Below are 17982 nucleotides of genomic sequence, written 5' to 3'. Positions count from 1 at the left end.
CCCGCCGGTCGGCTTCAGCCCATGCAGGTCGCGACGCAGACCTGCCACCGGCGGCGCGCGCGCACGCGCCGGACGTGCCAGTGCCGCCCGGTCTGGCGAAGGAAACGCGCGTGGATCCCGTCCGCATGCTGGGCGAAATCGTAGAAGTCGATCCGGTGGTGCGCCAGCACCAGCCGCCCGCCGCGCCGCAGCGCGGCCGCGACGTCGACCGCGACCCGCGCCATGTCGCGCTCCGACAGATAATAGAGCAGCTCGGCCACCACGACGGCATCGTACACGCCGCGCGGGAAGGCTGCCGGCAGCGCGAGCGCGGACGCCTGCGCCCGCGGATAGCGAGCGATCGCCGCCGCGGTCAGCCGCGTGCCCTCCGCCGTCCCCTCGGTCGCGTCGAGACGCAGGGCGCGCGGCGCGATCGCCGCGCTGTTCGATCCGTTGCCGCTGGCGAGTTCCAGCACCCGGCCGATCGGCCCCGGCCCCAGCGCGTGCAGGATCGCACCGCGCTTGACCGCCTCGTCGCGGTTGCTGAACGTCCCCCAGGGATCGTCGTCGCCGGCGAATTTGCCGGCGAACCCGCCGAGATCGATCGCGGTCATCGCCGCACCTCCAGATAGGCTTCGAGGGGATGCGAGAAGGCGTCGAGTTCGTGCCGCGCGATCGTGAAGCCGGCCGGATCGTCGCCGATCGCGCCGAGCTGCGTGCGATGGACGCGGATCAGCGATCGCTTGGCCGCCGCGCCGCCGGGCATCGCGACGAGGCGCGATCCGCGCCGCAGCGGCGATTGCGGCGGCCACACCTGATAGGACAGCCGTCGCGCCCGCCCGCCGAGCTGGTGCAGCGCCGCGGCGACCGCCCGATGGTCGGGATGCGCGTCGGCGGCGGCCGGCGCGACGATGAGGTCGACGCCCGACCGCACGAGACGGCGGAGCGCCTGCGCGAGGGGGACGCGATGCGCCCCGACCGCGCTGTCCGGCAGGCCGAGACAGCGCACCGCCCCCGCCGTCACGCCGAGGCGACGAAGCGCACGCCGCGATTCGCGATAGCGTTCCGCGATCAGGCGCGCGCGCGGCCAGCGCCGGCTGCCGGGATGCGAGGCGGCGCCGTCGCTAACGATCACCACCGACACCCGCGTGCCGCGCCGCGCCAGCGTCGCGATCAGCGCCGCGGCCCCGATGATCTCGTCATCGGGATGCGGCGCGACCACGACGGCATGGCGCGGCCGGCCCGGACTCAGCCTCACAGCGATGGGACGAGCGCGCCGCTTGCGACCGCCGCACCGACCCGCAGCCGCTGCGCATCCGGCGCCGGCTGGCGCAGATAGACCGCCAGATCGGTCAGCATCGCGGCCAGCGGGTGATCGCGGAAATGGCCGGCGAGCCCGACCGACTGCTGCGCGAGCACGATCGCGCGTTCGGCCGCGTCGGCGACCGCCAGCCGCGCCGCCGCCACCCGCATCAGCCGCGCGTCGTTGCCGGGAGCGAACCAGTCGTCCGCGACCCGGCGGACGGCGCCCGCCGCCGCCTCCGCCAGGCCATAGAGATCCGCGAGCCGCGCCGCCTGGAACGGATCGCCGGCACGGTCGGTCGCGACCAGATGGTCGCGCGTCCGGTCGCACAGGCCGGCGACGCCGCCGGCATGGACCGCGACGAAGCGCAGCGCGCCGCCGCTGAAGAACGGCTCGCGCACGTAATCCTCCGGGTGACCGATGGCCGCCTCCGCGTCGATCGCCGCGCCCACCCAGCGCACCTGATGCGTCTCGGACCGCTGCATGCCGGTCATCCGCCACCAGTCGCGATCGATCGCCGGCGGCACCGCCGCCAGATCGACCAGCAGCAGGCGGTTGCCGTCGTCCGTCTGCGCGGTCACCAGCGCATGGGTCAGCACCCCCGCCCCCGACGCATAGCTCTTGCCGCCGCTCAGCCGGCCGTCGGCGAGGATCAGCGGTTCGCCCGCCAGCCCCGCATTCCACACGCCGAGCATCGCGCCCGCCGCCAGCGCCGCATGCAGCCGCTCGATCTGCGCGGCGGTGCCGTAGCGCCCGACGATCTGCACCGCGTCGACATGCCCCTCCAGCAGGCGCCCGAGCGGCAGGTCGCGTCGGCCCGTGGCGTAGAGCGTGGCGAGCAGCGCCAGATACGCCTCCGCCGTCGCCGGATCGCGGGGCGGGTCGCGATCCCATCCCGCACCCGCGATCGCCGCCCGCAGCACGTCGCGCATGTCGCTCATGCCGCCGCCTCGCACCAGCTCGCCTCGAGCCGGGCCAGCGCATCCTCGGCTTCGTCCAGCGTCACCAGATCGGCCGCCCCCGGCGCCGCCGGCACGATCCGCATCGCGAACGCCTCCGCATTGGGGCAATCGCGCGCGACGCCGCGCACATGGTCGTCGCTCAGCCCCAGCCGCGCACCGAGAGCGGCGCAGGTCCTGCCATGATCGATCGTCGGGAAGCCGAAGCGCATTGCGGCATGCTCGCGCCACTGCCACGCCATCTGCGCGGGATGCGCGACGCGTGGCACCTCGCCGACATCCGCGGCGCGCAACGCGCTGGCGAGGCCCTGCGGCGCCCGCCCGTGCCGGCGCGACGAGGTCTCGACCAGCATCGCGCCATCGCGCCGCACCCGGAAACCGGCCCGCGCCGCATCGTCGAGCAGGGTCGCATCCTCGGCGAACGGCAGCGGGCGGAAGCCGCCGATCGCGCGATACGCCGACGTCCGGACCGCGAGATTGGCGCCGCCGCTGAAATGATGCGTGTCGTGCGCCTCCCAGCTCACCGGGTCGATCAACCGCCGATAGGCGTGCAGCCGGTTGTAATATCCCTCCAGCCGCGTCTGCGCGCCGTCGCGTGCGCCGTGGCGGCGGACGATCCGGCCCGCGACGACATCGGCGTGATCCAGCGCCGCACGGCCCGCGGCGATCCAGTCCCGCTGCGGCCGGCTGTCGGCATCGGTGGTGAACAGCAGGCCGTCGGCGCCGGCCAGATGCGCCAGTCCCATCGCCATCGCCGCGCGCCGCGCGACGCCGGCGTTGGATGCCGCGCTGCCCGGCCCCACCTGCAGCAGCAACGCGAACGGCACGCTGGCGGCGGCGTGCCGCACCACCGTCTCGCTGCCGTCGGCGCACCCGTCGAGATACAGGCACACGGTCGCCCCGCCCACCGCATCGAGACGGCCGAGCGCGGCGAGCAGGCCGGGCAGGGCTTGCTCCTCGTTGCGCGCGGGTACGCAAATCACCACGGACGCGGCATCGGTCAGGGATCGTCTCCAGCCAGCCGCGCGTGTCTCGGCGGGGATGCAGCGGCGGGGCGCCGCGTTGCGAAGGACATTAACCGAAAGAAATCAGACGTCTACAACCGCGATGGTCGATCCGGGAAGCGCCCCTGAGGCTCGATCGCCTTCCTCACCAGATCCGTCACCCCGGCCCTGCGCCGGGGTCCCGCTTCTTCCCACGGGACGAAGCGGGACCCCGGATCAAGTCCGGGGTGACGGGATATGAGTGTTGCCGCAACACCTCGATCGTTCATCTGCAATAGTCCCGCCTTTTGCGGAGAAGGCGCTTCCTCCCAAACCCTGACCATCGATCCATCCTAGACGAGCACCGAGGCATCGGGCGCCGCCCCCGTCGCGAACCCGCCGGCGAGCGCCCAGCGGCGCGTATCGACGATCGCCACCCGGTCGTTTTCGAGCGCGGCGTACAGCGTCTCGCCGGCGAGGTTCAACCCCGGCGCCGCAGCGTCGAGCGACAGGCGATCCTGCTCGACCAGCGTCGCCGGGTCGAGCCGCGACAGGCTCTTGTCCGCCATGTTCGAGACGATCAGCCGGCCGTCGGCCTGCGTGACGATACGCACCGCCTCGCCGCGCAGCGGCCGGCGCGCGCGTTCCTCCAGCGTTGTCGCGTCGAGCGCATGGATCGTCCCGCTCGGCCGGTCGATCACGTAGAGCGTCCGTTCGTCGGCGCTCAGCGTCATCCCTTCCGGCGCTGTACCGATCCGTCGGCGGATCGGGGCGACGCCCATATCCTCGGGATCGACCATGATGACCGCGCCGCTCAGCGTGTCGGCGATATAGGCGCGGGCACCGTCGCGCCGGACGACCAGATAATGGCTGCGCGCGCCGGTGACCGGGATCAGCCGTGACGGCGCGGTATCGTTGGCGGGATCGTCGAAGCGGGCCAGCATGCTGTCCTTCTCCGACAGGACGTACAGCCGCCCCCGCGCATCGACACGGACGGCGTGGAGACGGCCGAACGGCGCCATGTCGATCGTCCGCGCCAGCGCGCGCTTGTGCAGGTCGATGACCCAGATCTGGCTGCCGCCCGCGCCGGGCGCCTTCCAGCTCGCGACGCCGTAATGGCCGACATAGGCAAATCGCCCCGCCGCATCGGCGGCGATCTCATGCGGTTGCGTCCCCAGCGCGACCGTGCCGAGCCGCCTGCCGTCGGGCAGCGCGTAGAAGGCGACGCGGCCGGCGCTCTTCTCGACCAGCGCGAGCGTCCGCCCCGGCGCGGCCAGGGCCTCCTGCGCCATCGCCCGCGCGCCGAGCGCGGTCACGGCGACCGCGCTCCCCGCGAGCATCCACAATCCCTGGCGACGATCGATCGGCTTCATATCCTGTCTCCCCCGGCTGAAGGATCGGACCGCTCGGCCGGTTCCCGACCGCCGGGAGAAATCGCCACACGGCAGTCGATCAGCCCGGCGCGGTTGCCGAATAGTCCATCGCCGCGAGGTCGGTCAGCAGATCGGGGCCGCTCGGCGTCCACCCCAGCCGGGCGCGCGTCCAGGCGTTCGACGCGATCATGTCGAGGCCGGCGAACGGCGCCATCCAGCCGAAATACAGCTCGACCTCCTCCCGCCCGATCGAGCGGACGGGCAGGCCCGTCCCCGCACCGATCGCTTCGGCGATGGCGCGGGCGGAGACGCCGTCCTCCACCGACGCATGATAGCGCGCGCCCGGCTGGCCCTTTTCTAGCGCCAGCACGTACAGCTTCACCACGTCGCTGATATGCGCCGCGGCCCAGCGCGTCCGCCCCTCTTCCAGATACGCGACCGCCCCGGCGCGGCGCGCCTCGGCGACCAGCGGCGTGATCAGCCCCGCCTTGGTCGTGTCGTGGACCTGCGGCAGGCGAATGGTGCGGACGTCGATGCGCTGCGCGATCAGCGCCGCGCCGGCCAGTTCGGTGGCGATGCGCGGATTGGCATGGTGCGGGTTCAGCACGTCTTCGGTCGCCGGGCCGCCGTTCACCGGCGTGCCGATGCCGACGCCCGAGGTGATCAGGATCGGCTTGCCCGTTCCTTCCAGCGCCTCGCCCATCGCGATGATGTTGCGCTCGTCCTTCCTGGTATTCTCGAAGAAGGTCGCGAAATTGTGATCGAACGCGCAATGGATCACCGCATCCGCCGCCGCCGCGCCGCTGGCGAGCGTCTCGGGGCGATCCAGATCGCCGCGATGCACCTCGACGCCGGCCGCCTCGAGCTGCCACGCGCCGGCATCGGAGCGGGTCAGGCCGAGCACGCGATGACCGCCGGCGAGCAGTTCGGGGATGACGTGTGAGCCGATGAAACCGGTCGCGCCGGTCAAGAATACGCGCATGGGTGATCTCCTTCTTACCCACCCGGTATCGCGAGCCTTTCCAACGTGTTAAAGTAGTGACCTTATCGTGGTATACCGTTCAACAGGATCGACCATGGCCAGTGACGCGTCCAACCCGCTCGGTACCTATCTGCGCGACCGGCGCACCCGGCTCGATCCGGCGGCGTTCGGCTTCGCCGGCAGCCGGCGGCGCACGCCCGGCCTGCGCCGTGAGGAAGTGGCGAGCCGCGCCAACATCAGCCCGACCTGGTATACATGGCTGGAACAGGGGCGCGGCGGCGCGCCGTCGGCCGACGTGCTCGACCGCATCGCCAAGGGGCTGATGCTGACCGAGCCGGAGCGCGAGCACCTCTACATGCTCGGCCTCGGCCGCCTGCCGGAGGCGCGCTACCGGCCGGTCGACGGCATCTCGCCGCGGCTGCAGCGCGTGCTCGACGGGATGGTGCTCAGCCCGGCGATCATCAAGACCGCGATGTGGGACGTGGTCGGCTGGAATCGCGCCGCGGCGGTGCTGCTGACCGATTACGCCAAGCTGCCGCGCGAGGGCCGCAACATCCTGCGGCTGATGTTCGCCAGCGACCATGTCCGCGCGCGCAACGCGGATTTCGCCGACATCGCCCGCTTCGTGGTCGGCGCCTTCCGCGCCGACGTGGCGCGCGCGGGTGCCAGCAGCAGCGCCGAGGTCATGGCGCTGGTCACCGAACTGTCGCGCCTCAGCCCCGACTTCGCGGCGCTGTGGCAGGATAACGACGTCGTCGCGCACGGCGAGGGCACGAAGCGCATCCATCACCCCGACGCGGGGCTTCTCGCGATGGAATTCTCGTCCTTTTCGGTCGAAGGGCGGCCGGAACTCGGCATGATCATCTACAACCCCGCCACCCCCGCCGACGCCAAGCGCCTCGAACGGCTGCTATTTACGCGCAGCGATCCAGCCATCGACCTGCCGTTCCAGGACCGGTAGCGGCAGCGATCCCGAACCGATCAGCAGGTCGTGAAAGCCGCGAATATCGAATTTTGGACCCAAGGCAGCCTCCGCCTTGCGCCGCAGTTCGACGATCTTGAGCATCCCGATCTTATACCCCGTCGCCTGTCCCGGCAGCGTGATGTACCGGCGCACCTCGGACCTGCCCTGATCGGGCGACGCCCGGCCGGTGTTGACGATATAGTCGATCGCCTGCTGCTCGGTCCAACCCTTGGCATGGATGCCGGTATCGACGACCAGCCGCGCCGCGCGGAACAGCTCGGCATCCAGCCGCATGAAATCGTCGGACGCTTCGGGGAAGGCGCCCATCTCCTTGCACAGCGCCTCGGCATACAGGCCCCAGCCTTCGCCGAACGCGACGTAGCGCGTGCTCTGCCGAAACTTCGGCCCGCCACTCTGCCCGACCTGGATGTCGCCCTGCATCACATGGCCCGGCACCCCTTCGTGGCACATCAGGTCGCGCAGTGCCGCGGGCGGGGTCGCGTCGGTGGTGCCGAGCAGGTGGACGTAGACGCGGCCCGGCCGCGCGCCGTCGCGGCTCGGCCCCGCGGCATGCGCCGCACCGCCTGCGACTTCGCTGAACGACGGCTCGCGGACCACCTCCATGGCGTGAACCGGCAGCTTGCCGAAATAGCGCGGCAGCAAGGTACGGTTGAAGGCGAGCGCGGCGTTGGCGTCCCGCAGATATTTCGCGCGCAAGGCGTCGGTCCACGGCACCACCGGGAAGCGGCGGGCGATCTCCGCGTAGAATGCGTTGCGGTCCTTCAGCCCGGCGGCACGGGCGAGTGCGTCCTGCTCGCCTTCGATCCGCGTCACCTCGGCAAGACCGATCCGGTGGATCTGGTCGGCGGTGAGGTCGGTCGTCGTATTGAGCCTCAGCGCGGCCGCATACCAGGCCGCGCCGTCGGGCAGCGTCAGCGCGCCGACCCGGCCGCTCGGCGCGGTCGGCAGGTCCGCCTGCGCCCATGCGATCACGCGGTCATAGGCGGGCTTGATCGTCAGCAACGCCGCCCGCGTGTCGGCGAGCAGGGCCGCCGCCTGCGCCGCATCGAGCGTCCCGCCCGCCCGCAGCTTCGCGACCTTCGCCTGCGCATCGGCCCATAATGGCGACGCCGGGCCGACATCGAACGGCGCGCCGGTCACGATCGCGCGGCTGCCGGATATGACGCGCTCGATCTGGAATTTAGGCGCGCGCACGCCGGCGGCATCGGACACCCGGCTGAGCGCGATCGCGGTGTCGAGCACCGCCGGGATCGCGCGCAACCGTGCCGCATAGGCGCGCATGTCGCCGGCATCCTGCACGGTGTGGGTATTGATCAGGAAATTCGGCAGCTGCGCATGCACCGAATAGAGAAAGGAATAGAAGGGCGGCGCCTGCAGCCGGTAACGGTAGCTCAGCTCGGCGCGGTCGAGCTCCAGCGCCCAGATGTCGTAATTGACCTGCGCCTCCGGCGACAGCTTGGCGCGATCGAACCGAGCCTTCAGCCGCGCCACGCTGGCGCGGCGCCATTGCAGCCGGCGCAGCGCCGCGGCATCGCTGATATCGTCGAGCCGATCGTTGCCGTCCTTCTGTCCCAGCTGCGTCGCCAGCTGCGGCCGGTCCCGCAATTCCTCGGCGAACTCCTGATCGAGGAATGCATAGAGCCGCGCATCCTCGGCGGGCGCCGGTGCCGCGACCGGCGCTTGCGCGGCCAGCGCGCCCGGCATGGCGAATGCGAGAGCGGCGGCTCCGAGCCAAGGCAGTCCGTGCATGGTGATCCCCCGTTTTCCTGTCGGATGGACCCTATCGTCGTGACGCACGACGGTGAAGCGCTAAGGTAGCGCAACATCGCGGGGAGATTTGACTTGGCGGACAACGGGTTGACCTCGAAGACGACACGGCGCGGCGTATTGGCCGGCATCGCCGCCATCGGCCTCGCCCCTGCCGGCGCGAGACCGCGTGCGTCGATGGGCGACCCCGATTTCGGTCCCAACGTGCTCGTCGTCGATCCGGGCATGCCGGACGCGCAGCGCCGGATCGACGGCTGGTTCGCGCAGCAGGAGCGCGCGCATTTCACCGACCGCCGTTATGCCGTGCTGCTCAAACCGGGCGCGCACCGGCTCGACATCAACGTCGGCTTCTTCACCCAGGTGGCGGGTCTCGGCCTGCGCCCCGGCGACGTGACGGTCACCGGACACGTCCATGCCGAGGCCGATTGGGCCAAGGGCATGGCGTTGGTCAATTTCTGGCGTGCGGTCGAGAACCTCGCCGTCCGTCCGCCCGATGGCGCGGATCGCTGGGCGGTCTCGCAGGCGGCGCCCTATCGCCGTGTCCACCTCGCGGGGGATCTCGCGCTGGACGATGGCGGCTGGTCGAGCGGCGGCTTCATGGCCGATTGCCGCATCGACGGCACGATCCGTTCGGGCACGCAGCAGCAATGGTTCACCCGCAGTTCGCAGATCGGCGGCTGGCAGGGCGCCAATTGGAACATGATGTTCATGGGCGTCGTCGGCGCGCCGGCCAGCAGCTTTCCGGAACCGCCGATCACCACGCTGCCGTCGGTGCCGCGCATGCGCGAGAAGCCGTTCCTCCACGTCGCCGCCGACGGCCGCTGGGCGGTGTTCGTGCCGGCGCTGCGTCGCGATGCGACCGGTATCTCCTGGCAGGGCCGGCCCGACGGCCGGGTCGTGGGGTTGGACGACTTCCTCATCGCCACCCCCGCGACGCCGATCGCGGCGATCAACCGCGCGCTGGCGGCGGGGCGCCACCTGCTGCTCACCCCGGGCGTCTACCGGCTGCGCCAGCCGATCCGCGTCGTCCGGGCGGACACGATCGTCCTCGGACTGGGGCTCGCGACGCTGCTCAGCGAGGCGGGCAATGCCGCGATGACGGTCGCCGACGTGCCGGGCGTGTCGATCGCCGGCCTGCTGATCGACGCCGGGCCGCGATCCTCGCCGGTGTTGATGGAGGTCGGGCCGCGGGTCGCCGCGCGCGACCACCGCGCCAATCCGACGCTGCTCGCCGACCTCTTCTTCCGGGTCGGCGGCGCCGCGATCGGCAACGCCGGCACGTGCCTGGAGATCAACAGCCATCACGTGATCGCCGACCATCTGTGGATCTGGCGCGCCGACCACGGCGATCGGGACGGTGGTCGCGTCCACGTCGGCTGGACCGAAAGCCGGGGTGAGCACGGGCTCGTCGTCAACGGCGACGACATATGCTGTTACGGGTTGTTCGTGGAGCATTTCCAGGGCTGGCAGACGGTGTGGAACGGCGAGAACGGCCGCACCTTCTTCTACCAGAACGAACTGCCCTACGATCCGCCGAGCCAGCACGCCTGGCGGCCGGGGTCGCCGCGCGGCTGGGCCGCGTACAAGGTCGCCGACCGGGTCCGCCGTCACGAGGCGATCGGCATGGGCGTCTATGCGAACTTCACCGCGGACCCGACGATCGTCCTGGCGAGCGCGGTCGAGGTGCCCGACACCCCCGGCGTGCGCATCGCGAATGTGACCACCATCTCGCTCGGGGACGACAAGGGCACGATCGCCCATCTGGTGAACGATGCCGGCGCCGCCGCGCGGCCCGGCAGCATACGCCAGACGCTGCGGCGCTATCCGGACTGACGCCCGTCCGGACGCAGGCGCGGACGGGGGGCAAACGGAACGATGCCCGCCAGCGTTCGTCCTGCCCTCGCCCTCCCGCGAAAGGCCGCCATCGTGACAGTCCATCCCGTGACCCCGGCGGCATGATCCGACCGCGAGCCGTCCGCCGCCACGTCGGCGTCCTCGCCCTGCTGGGCTCGCTCGCCGCGGCGTGTTCGCCATTGACCACCTTCGACAGGCTGGTGCCGAAGGATCGGGGCGGCATCCGCGTCGCGAAGGACCTCGCTTATGGCGACGCGCCGCGCCAACGGCTGGATGTCTACGCGCCGCGCGCCGCCTGCGGCCGGCCGCGACCCGTCGTGGTATTCTTCTACGGCGGCAGCTGGAACAGCGGCACGCGCGCGGGCTATGCCTTCGTCGGCCGCGCCTTGGCCGCGCGCGGCTTCGTGACGGTCGTGCCGGATTATCGGCTGGTCCCCGACGTGCACTATCCCGCCTTCGTCGAGGACGGCGCGGCGGCGGTGCGCTTTGCCATCTCCCATGCCGACGCCTATTGCGGCGACGGTGGATCGGTGGTGCTGATGGGCCATTCGGCCGGCGCCTATATCGCCGCGATGCTGGCGGTGGACCCTCGCTGGCTCGGTGCTTCGCGACCTGCGGTCAAGGGCCTGGTCGGGCTCGCCGGCCCTTACGACTTCGCCCCCTTCGACGTGGCGGCCAGCCGCGCCGCCTTCGGCCAGTCACCCGATCCCGCCGCGACGCAGCCGGTCACCTGGGCCGGCGCCGGCGATCCGCCCGCATTGCTCCTCTACGGCAGCGACGACACCGTCGTGCGCCCGCGCAACAGCCAGGCATTGGCCGCGAAGTTGCGCGCCGGCGGCGTGGCGGTGGACGAACGTGCCTACGCCAAGCTGGGGCATATCGGCATCCTGCTGGCGCTCGCTCGCCCGTTTCGCGGTCGTGCCCCGGTGCTCGACGACGTCGCGGGCTTCGTCCAGCGGACCGTCGATACGGATCGGCGGTGATGGCGCCCGCACGGCGGAACTCGATCGCCGGCCTACGACGGCCGCGTCGCGTGACCGATGCGATAAGGCCCGTCGCGGACGGCTAGAGGCCGCCCTTTCCAGCTGAGCCGCACCTGGCCCTCCTCGACGAGACCATCGATCGCGGCATGGACCAGCGGCATCGCGTCTCGCCAGGCCTCCTTGGGCGCGATCGCGCGCGCCACCTCGCTCGGACACACCGTCGCATCCGGGGATCGCGATGCCAGCAGCGCAAGCGCCGTCTCGCGGGCGGCGACCGTCACGAGCGGCGATCGCGATCCGAGCGGCCGGCCGTCGTTGTCCGCGTCGCGCGCATTTCCCAAGGCATCGTCACAAGATCGATCGGCACCGGCACAATCATCTAACGCACAACGACGCTTGCCGGCCTCACGCCGCGTCCCGACGCCGCGCCAATGCGCGCGGTTCGTTCGTGCCACGAACAATAGCGACTTCAATACGCCGTGCGCGCGACATCGGGTTGGCGTCGATCGCCGGCCTTGCATATAGCCGGGTCCATGCCATTCCTTTCGCACGCTTCATCCCGCCTGATCCTCGCGGCACTCCTGCCGTTGCTCGCCGCGCCGCTGCCGGCGGACGCGGCGGCGACCCGCCGCGCCAAGCCACGGGCCGCGGCACCCGCACCGGCCAAGCCGGACAATGCGATCATCGCGCTGCCGCTCAATCCCATCGTCCCGGCGGGGCAGCGGCTGTGTTCGGTGACGGCACCGTCCGGCCTGGGATCGACGGTACTGCGCGCCGGCGCCGGCGCCAAACCCGCGGCAGGGGATGTCGTGCTGGTCAATTACATCGGCTATCTTGCGGCAACGGGGGCGGTGTTCGATCAGGGCATGCGCTCGCCGCTGCCGGTCAACGGCGTGATCCCCGGCTTCTCGCAGGGCCTGCAGACGATGGCCCGGTCGGGCGTCGCCCGGTTCTGCATCCCCGCCGCGCTGGGCTATGGCGCGCAGGCGTCGGGGCCGATCCCGGCCAATGCCGATCTCGTCTTCCAGGTCGAATTGCTGGACTTCAAGACCGCGGCCGAGGTCGAGAGCATGAACCGCGCGCAAGCCGCCGAACCGCCGGCGCAAAAGGACGCACCGCCGCAGCCCTGATCACGTCCGATCCGCGCGATCGATCGGCACGCACAGGCGCCAAGCGCTTCGGCACAGCGAAACCGGTTGTCGATCCGCGCGCTTCCGACGCAGCGTGCGGCATGACGCGACTCGAACGGGCGAACAACGTGGCCGACCTGAGGCTGATGGCGCGTCGCCGGCTGCCGCGGCCGATCTTCGACTATATCGATGGCGGTGCCGACGACGAAGTGTCGCTGCGGCGGAACGCCACCGCCTTTGCGGACTATGAACTGGTTCCAGACGTCCTCAACGACGTGTCGACGATCCGGACGGAGACCCGTATCTTCGGCCAACCCGCGCGGTGGCCGCTGATGCTGTCGCCCACCGGCCTCACCCGCATGTTCCACGGCCACGCCGAACACGCCGTCGCCCGCGCCGCCGCGCGACACGGGCTCCTCTACAGCCTCTCGACGATGGGCACGACGCGGCTGGAGGATCTCGCGCAGGCCTTCGCCGGGCCGAAGGTCTTCCAGATCTACATCTTCAAGGATCGCGGCCTCACCGCCGAATTCGTCGCACGCTGTCGGGCGGCGGGATTCCACGGCCTCGCGCTGACGGTCGATACGCCGGTCGCCGGCAATCGCGAGCGCGACCGGGTCAGCGGCCTGTCGCTGCCGCCGAAACTGACGCTCCGCTCGTTGCTCAGCTTCGCGCTCCATCCCTCCTGGTCGCTGCCCGCACTGACCGGCTCGAGGTTCGACCTCGCCAACGTCAGCCACAAGGTCGATGTGCTGGCGGCGGGACCGATGAGCCTGTTCGATTATATCGGCGGTCAGTTCGACCGCTCGGTCGGCTGGCGCGACGTCGAATGGCTCGCCCGCGAATGGAACGGACCGCTGGCGATCAAGGGCGTGATGACGCCCGCGGATGCGCGCCGCGCGATCGGCTCGGGCGCGACCGGCGTCATGATCTCCAACCACGGCGGGCGTCAGCTGGACGGTGCCCCTGCCCCGGTCGACCAGATCGAGGCAGTGCGCGACGCCGTCGGCGACGCACCGGACGTGATCTGCGACGGTGGCATCCGGCGCGGCTCGGACGTGGTGAAGGCGCTCGCCCTGGGCGCGACCGCCTGCTCGATCGGCCGCCCCTATCTGTACGGCCTCGCCGCGGGCGGCGAGCCGGGCGTCGATCGTCTCCTGACGCTGCTGCACGAGGAGTTCCGCCGCACGCTGACGCTGGCAGGGGTCAACGATATCGACGCGCTATCCCGCCGTCACGTCCGCCATCGGTCGGTTGCGGTGTCGTCCGGGTCACCCCGCCCGTAGAAGCTTCAGGTCGGCGATCGCCATGTGATGCGCCGAGGACGCCAGGCCAATGAAGCTGAAGCGAACATAGGCGCAGGGCATGACGGTCTCGAAAGCGATGCGCTGGGGCGAGAGGGCATTGGCGATGTTCGAAAATTCGCCGGCGCCGAGATCGCTCCAAGTCTTGCCGTCCACGCTGGCCTCGACACGATACCGCCGTGGAGGAGCGGCATCGGTCATCACCGCGCGCGATGGGGTCAGAACGAAGCCGCCGAGCCGTTGCCGAGGGTCGAATTTGAGCACCACCATCACCGCCATCGACCGTTCCGCCACCGGGACCCGCCAGGACGTGCCGACATCGTCGTCGAACAGAGCCTCCACGCCCGGCCCCGACGACGAAGCAATCGACCAGGCCGACGGCGGGACGGTATCGGCCGCGCGCGGCCTCGGCAGCGCGACCGCGACCGGGGCGGTCTGGCGGAACAAAGCGATCTCGCTGATCGCCGGACAGACGGGTGCATCGGTGATCCGCAACCGCAATCGTCGTGCCTGGACGGGCGCGGCGAGGCGGACGATCCGTTGCGCGGCGATACAGGCGCCTGACGCCACCTCACGCCAGCCCGATCCCGTATCGAGATCGACGGCGAAGCGCGTGACGCGAACACCGAGCGGCAGGTATTCGCGGATGCGGATGATGTCGAAGCTGCGGCCGGGCGGAATGTCGAGCACGAGTTGCGGCGTGTGTACGCCATCCGGTGTCGACCAATAGCTGTCGGGATCGCCGTCCAGCACCTTGGCCGCAGCGAAGCGCGCGCCGCGTTCATGATCGGCACGCGCGATCACCCCCTTGGCCAGATCGACCTTATAGGTCGCGCGCTGGGCGTCGCCGAAGGCGCGGAGCACCGCGGTATCGACGCCCGCCAGCCGGCCGCGGCGGTCGGGCGGCAGGTTGAGGATCAGATTGGTGCCGCGGGCGACTGATTCGTCATAGAGTTTGACCAGCCGCTGCGGGTCCTTGACCTTGGCGTCTTCGTCGGCGTGATAGAACCAGCCGGGGCGGATCGAGGTATTGGTTTCCGCCGGCCACCATAACGGGCCATCGCGCAGTCCGGCATTGCCCTCCGCCTGGCTGGGCTTGTGGTCGGGCATCGTCGGCCAGCAGGGATCGCCGGCGACGCCGTCCTCATTGCCGACCCAGCGCGCATCGGAGCCGAGCGGTTCGAAGGTACAGGCGAGCGGCTGGTAGCGGTGCACCAGCGCGAACATCGACGGCCAGTCGTAATAAGCGGCCGCGTCGATCGTGCGCGTCTCGCGTGCGCCGCCATAATAGCCATCGCCGCCATTGGCGCCATCGAACCAGAATTCGAACAATCGACCGTAGCGGGTACACAATTCGACGATCTGCTTGCGGTAGTAATCGATATAGGCGGGGCGGCCATAATCGGCGTGGTTGCGATCCCAAGGCGACAGATACAGGCCGAAGGCGAGGCCGGCGCGACGACAGGCCTGTTCGAATTCGCGCACGACGTCGCCCTTGCCACCGCGGAACGGGCTGTTGCGCACGCAATGCTCGGTCAGCATCGTCGGCCACAGGCAGAAGCCGTCGTGATGCTTGGCGGTCAGCACGATGCCGCGCAACCCGCCCGCCTTGGCCGCGTCGACGATCTGCTCGGCGGAAAAGTCGGTCGGATCGAACAGCGCCGGGCTCTCGTCGCCATAGCCCCATTCGCGATCGGTGAAGGTGTTGATCGAAAAATGGACGAAGGCATATTGCTCGCGCCGATGCCAGGCGAGCTGTCGCGGCGACGGCGTCGCGCCATAGGCCGCGGGGGGAGCGTCCGCCGCGGCGCGCGGTGCCGCGCGGGCGGCGCCGACGCCGGCGGTGGCGAGACCGGAAGCGAGAAGGGTTCGGCGGGAGAGCGACGACATGGCTGGTCCTGATGCAGGAGGGAAGGCTCGGGACGATCAGGCCGCCCCGACGGGAATCCGGCTCAGCGTGATGCGATAGCGTCGGCCCGGCCGGGTGTGGATTTGCGTCACGCCCTGAATCGGCGCGAAGCGGAGTGCGCGGCGGTCCTGCCGTATCGCCGTCACGACGAACCCGGCCGGCGGTCGCACCGCGAGCCGGTCGCCGCCCGCGGTCACCGTCGCACGGACCACCGCCGGTCGCCACGCGATGTCCACCGCATGGCCGCCCCGCGCGCGCAGCCCGCTTATCGTGCCGCTCGCCCAGTGCGCCGGCACCGCCGGCAGCAGCGCGATGGCGTCGCCGTGGCTCTGCAGCAGCATCTCCGCGATCGCGGCGGTGATGCCGAAATTGCCGTCGATCTGGAAGACGGGGCACGGTTGCGCCGGGTGCGTGTCGAGCAGGTTGGCGGCGACGCTATGCGCCAGAAAGGCCGCCAGCGACCGTGCGGTATCGGCCGGGCGTCCGAGTCGCGCCCAGATCGCCGTCGCCCAGGCCCGGCTCCAGCCCGTGCTCGACCCGCCATGCGCCTCGCGCCGCGCCAGCGAGACCGCGCCGGCCTGCGCCAGCTGCGGCGTGCGCTGCGGATCGATCGCGGTGCCGGGATAAAGCGGATAGAGGTGCGAGACGTGGCGGTGGCCGGGGTCCTGCTCGTCATAGTCCGCCGACCATTCCTGCAACTGGCCGAAGCGCCCGACCCGATAGGGGGCAAGCCGGTCCAGCAGGCGCGACAGGCGCGCGGCGAGATCGCTGGTATCGCCGACTAGCGTCGCCGCCTCGATACAATGCGCGAACAGCTCGCGGATCAGCGCGAGGTCCATCGTGCAGCCTGCGCCGACCGCCGCGGCCTTGCCCGGCGCGGCCATGAACAGGTTCTCGGGCGAGATCGACGGTGCGGTGGTCAGTCCGTCGCCCGCCGGATCGGCGACCAGCCAGGCGGCGCAGAATTCGGCACAGCCGCGCAGCAGCGGGAAGCCGCGGTCGATGAGGAAGCGCCGATCGCCGGTGAAGCGGTAATGGTCCCAGACGTGCTGCGCCAGCCACGGCCCGCCCATCGGCCAGTTCGCCCAGTTCGGGTCGCCCTCGCGCGCGCCGACCGGATGCGTCATCGCCCACAGGTCGCTGTTGTGGTGCACGCACCAGCCCGGCATGCCGTACAGCGTCCGCGCGGTCCGGGCACCGTTCGCCGCCAGCCGCTCGATATGGTCGATCAGCGGCAGATGGCATTCCGACAGGTTGCAGCTTTCCACCGGCCAATAGTTCATCTGCAGGTTGATGTTGGTCGTGTAATTGCAGCTCCACGGCGGGCGCACCGTGGCATTCCACAGCCCCTGCAGATTGGCGGGCATGGTTCCCGCGCGCGAGCAGGCGATCATCAGATACCGGCCGAGATGGAACAGCCGCTCGGCCTGCGCTGCGTCGGTATCCGCGGCGGAGAGCGACAGCGCGGTGCGGCGATAGAGCGCGCGATGATCGCGGATATGGCGATCGAGCAGCAGCGCGAACGGCCGGTCCGCGCTCGCGGCGAGGTCGCGCCCCGCCGCCGCCGCCACCGCGGCCGGTGGTGTATCGGGCAGCCGATCGAAGCCCCGGAACCCGGTCGCCGCGGCGATCCGTACGACGATCTCGTCGGCGCCGCGGACGGAGACGGTATCGCCGTGCGCGACGACGGTGCCGCCCCGCGCTTCGACGGAGAGGATGGTCGCGAATGCCATGCCGTGACCGGGCTCGTCCGAATAGGCGATGGGATCGGGCAGGTTGCGATAATCGGGTTCGCAGCGCGTCGGCGCCTTGCCGGTCAGCGTGAGGGTCGTGCCGTCGGCGACGGTATCGCCGCGCAACGACGTCGTCAGGCCGATCCGGCCATGCAGCGCACCCGGACGATCGGCGCTCAGCCGAAGCACGATGATCCCGTCGGGATGCGAGGCGAACAGCTCGCGACGAAAGCCGATGCCGTCGCAGCGATAGGCGACCGACGCCACCGCGCGGTCGAGGTCGAGCTCGCGCCGGTATGCGCGCGGCGGCGTGGCATGGGTCATCGCCAGCACGAGGTTCGCCATCGGCGCGTAGCTCTGGCTATAGGCGCCTTGCAGCGCTTTGCTCAGCCGGTCCGCGGCGGGCGGGTCGCCGGCGAACACCGCGGCACGCACCGCCGCCAGCTCGGCGCGCCCGTCGTGATCGGGCGACGTCGCGGGCTGCCCCGTCCACAACGTGTCGTGGTTCAGCGAGATCGTATCGCTGGCGACGCCACCACCCATCATCGCGCCGATCCGGCCGTTGCCGACGGGATGGCCGAGCAGCCACTCGCCGGCAGGCGCGGTCGCGACGAGACGATGGCTGCGGGTCGGCGCGCTTTCCTGCGCCAGCGCCGCGTCACCGCTGGCGAGCAGGCCCAGGATCACCGCGCCGCTTCCCCCGGCGAGCAGGTCGCGGCGCGAGACCGCCGGCGATCC

The 17982-nt window shown here is 70.9% G+C and carries 15 protein-coding genes; 5 read left to right on the top strand and 10 right to left on the bottom strand.

Annotation, left to right across the window (positions count from 1 at the left end; translation table 11 throughout):
- Positions 1 to 14: 14 nt before the first annotated feature.
- The 6 genes from AC07UH_RS13430 to AC07UH_RS13405 all read right to left on the bottom strand — a co-directional run bounded on the left by AC07UH_RS13430 (position 15) and on the right by AC07UH_RS13405 (position 5579).
- Positions 15 to 593 (bottom strand): class I SAM-dependent methyltransferase, encoded by a 579-nt coding sequence (locus AC07UH_RS13430; protein ID WP_495181533.1) that lies wholly within the window; start codon positions 591 to 593, stop codon positions 15 to 17.
- Positions 590 to 1237 carry a PIG-L deacetylase family protein gene (locus AC07UH_RS13425; RefSeq protein WP_495181532.1) on the bottom strand — a complete coding sequence of 216 codons (648 nt, stop codon included), beginning with the start codon at positions 1235 to 1237 and terminating at the stop codon, positions 590 to 592. The genes AC07UH_RS13430 and AC07UH_RS13425 overlap by 4 nt, the downstream gene beginning before the upstream one ends.
- Positions 1234 to 2223 (bottom strand): acyl-CoA dehydrogenase family protein, encoded by a 990-nt coding sequence (locus tag AC07UH_RS13420; RefSeq protein WP_495181531.1) that lies wholly within the window; start codon positions 2221 to 2223, stop codon positions 1234 to 1236. Before AC07UH_RS13420 ends, AC07UH_RS13425 begins: the two co-directional genes overlap by 4 nt.
- Positions 2220 to 3227 carry a glycosyltransferase family 2 protein gene (locus tag AC07UH_RS13415; protein WP_495181530.1) on the bottom strand — a complete coding sequence of 336 codons (1008 nt, stop codon included), beginning with the start codon at positions 3225 to 3227 and terminating at the stop codon, positions 2220 to 2222. The genes AC07UH_RS13420 and AC07UH_RS13415 overlap by 4 nt, the downstream gene beginning before the upstream one ends.
- 350 nt (positions 3228 to 3577) lie before the next feature.
- The gene (locus AC07UH_RS13410; protein WP_495181529.1) at positions 3578 to 4597 is read right to left on the bottom strand and encodes an outer membrane protein assembly factor BamB family protein; all 1020 of its coding nucleotides are present in this window, start codon (positions 4595 to 4597) and stop codon (positions 3578 to 3580) included.
- A gap of 79 nt (positions 4598 to 4676) precedes the next feature.
- Complete coding sequence (locus tag AC07UH_RS13405; RefSeq protein ID WP_495181528.1) at positions 4677 to 5579, bottom strand: SDR family oxidoreductase; 903 nt, start codon at positions 5577 to 5579, stop codon at positions 4677 to 4679.
- Positions 5580 to 5673: 94 nt separating this feature from the next.
- Here AC07UH_RS13405 and AC07UH_RS13400 point away from each other — a divergent pair, with 94 nt between their 5' ends.
- Positions 5674 to 6540, top strand: coding sequence for a helix-turn-helix transcriptional regulator (locus tag AC07UH_RS13400; protein ID WP_495181527.1), 867 nt, complete (start codon positions 5674 to 5676; stop codon positions 6538 to 6540).
- Here the strand turns inward: AC07UH_RS13400 and AC07UH_RS13395 are convergent.
- Entirely contained in the window at positions 6490 to 8313 is a 1824-nt protein-coding gene (locus AC07UH_RS13395) for a DUF885 domain-containing protein (RefSeq protein ID WP_495189894.1), read from the bottom strand. The genes AC07UH_RS13400 and AC07UH_RS13395 overlap by 51 nt on opposite strands.
- Positions 8314 to 8406: 93 nt before the next feature.
- Between AC07UH_RS13395 and AC07UH_RS13390 the strand changes: the two genes are divergently transcribed.
- Both AC07UH_RS13390 and AC07UH_RS13385 read left to right on the top strand, forming a co-directional pair.
- Positions 8407 to 10164, top strand: a complete 1758-nt coding sequence (locus tag AC07UH_RS13390; RefSeq protein ID WP_495181525.1) for a pectate lyase-like domain-containing protein — start codon at positions 8407 to 8409, stop codon at positions 10162 to 10164.
- 122 nt (positions 10165 to 10286) lie between these two features.
- Entirely contained in the window at positions 10287 to 11168 is an 882-nt protein-coding gene (locus AC07UH_RS13385; protein ID WP_495181524.1) for an alpha/beta hydrolase, read from the top strand.
- Between the two features lie 32 nt (positions 11169 to 11200).
- On the opposite strand, the gene AC07UH_RS13380 is transcribed toward AC07UH_RS13385, so the two are convergent.
- Complete coding sequence (locus tag AC07UH_RS13380; RefSeq protein ID WP_495189895.1) at positions 11201 to 11509, bottom strand: DUF3253 domain-containing protein; 309 nt, start codon at positions 11507 to 11509, stop codon at positions 11201 to 11203.
- Between the two features lie 192 nt (positions 11510 to 11701).
- Between AC07UH_RS13380 and AC07UH_RS13375 the strand changes: the two genes are divergently transcribed.
- Entirely contained in the window at positions 11702 to 12298 is a 597-nt protein-coding gene (locus AC07UH_RS13375) for an FKBP-type peptidyl-prolyl cis-trans isomerase (RefSeq protein ID WP_495181522.1), read from the top strand.
- A gap of 128 nt (positions 12299 to 12426) precedes the next feature.
- Positions 12427 to 13584 carry an alpha-hydroxy acid oxidase gene (locus tag AC07UH_RS13370; RefSeq protein ID WP_495181521.1) on the top strand — a complete coding sequence of 386 codons (1158 nt, stop codon included), beginning with the start codon at positions 12427 to 12429 and terminating at the stop codon, positions 13582 to 13584.
- Here the strand turns inward: AC07UH_RS13370 and AC07UH_RS13365 are convergent.
- The gene (locus tag AC07UH_RS13365) at positions 13570 to 15492 is read right to left on the bottom strand and encodes an alpha-L-fucosidase (RefSeq protein WP_495181520.1); all 1923 of its coding nucleotides are present in this window, start codon (positions 15490 to 15492) and stop codon (positions 13570 to 13572) included. The genes AC07UH_RS13370 and AC07UH_RS13365 overlap by 15 nt on opposite strands.
- 36 nt (positions 15493 to 15528) lie before the next feature.
- A complete protein-coding gene (locus AC07UH_RS13360) occupies positions 15529 to 17931 on the bottom strand; it encodes a glycoside hydrolase family 95 protein (RefSeq protein ID WP_495181519.1) in 2403 nt (800 codons plus the stop codon).
- Between the last annotated feature and the right edge of the window lie 51 nt (positions 17932 to 17982).

It is taken from the genome of Sphingomonas sp. GW821-FHT04B01, assembly GCF_059420425.1.
This window is presented reverse-complemented; position numbering and strand designations above follow the sequence as displayed.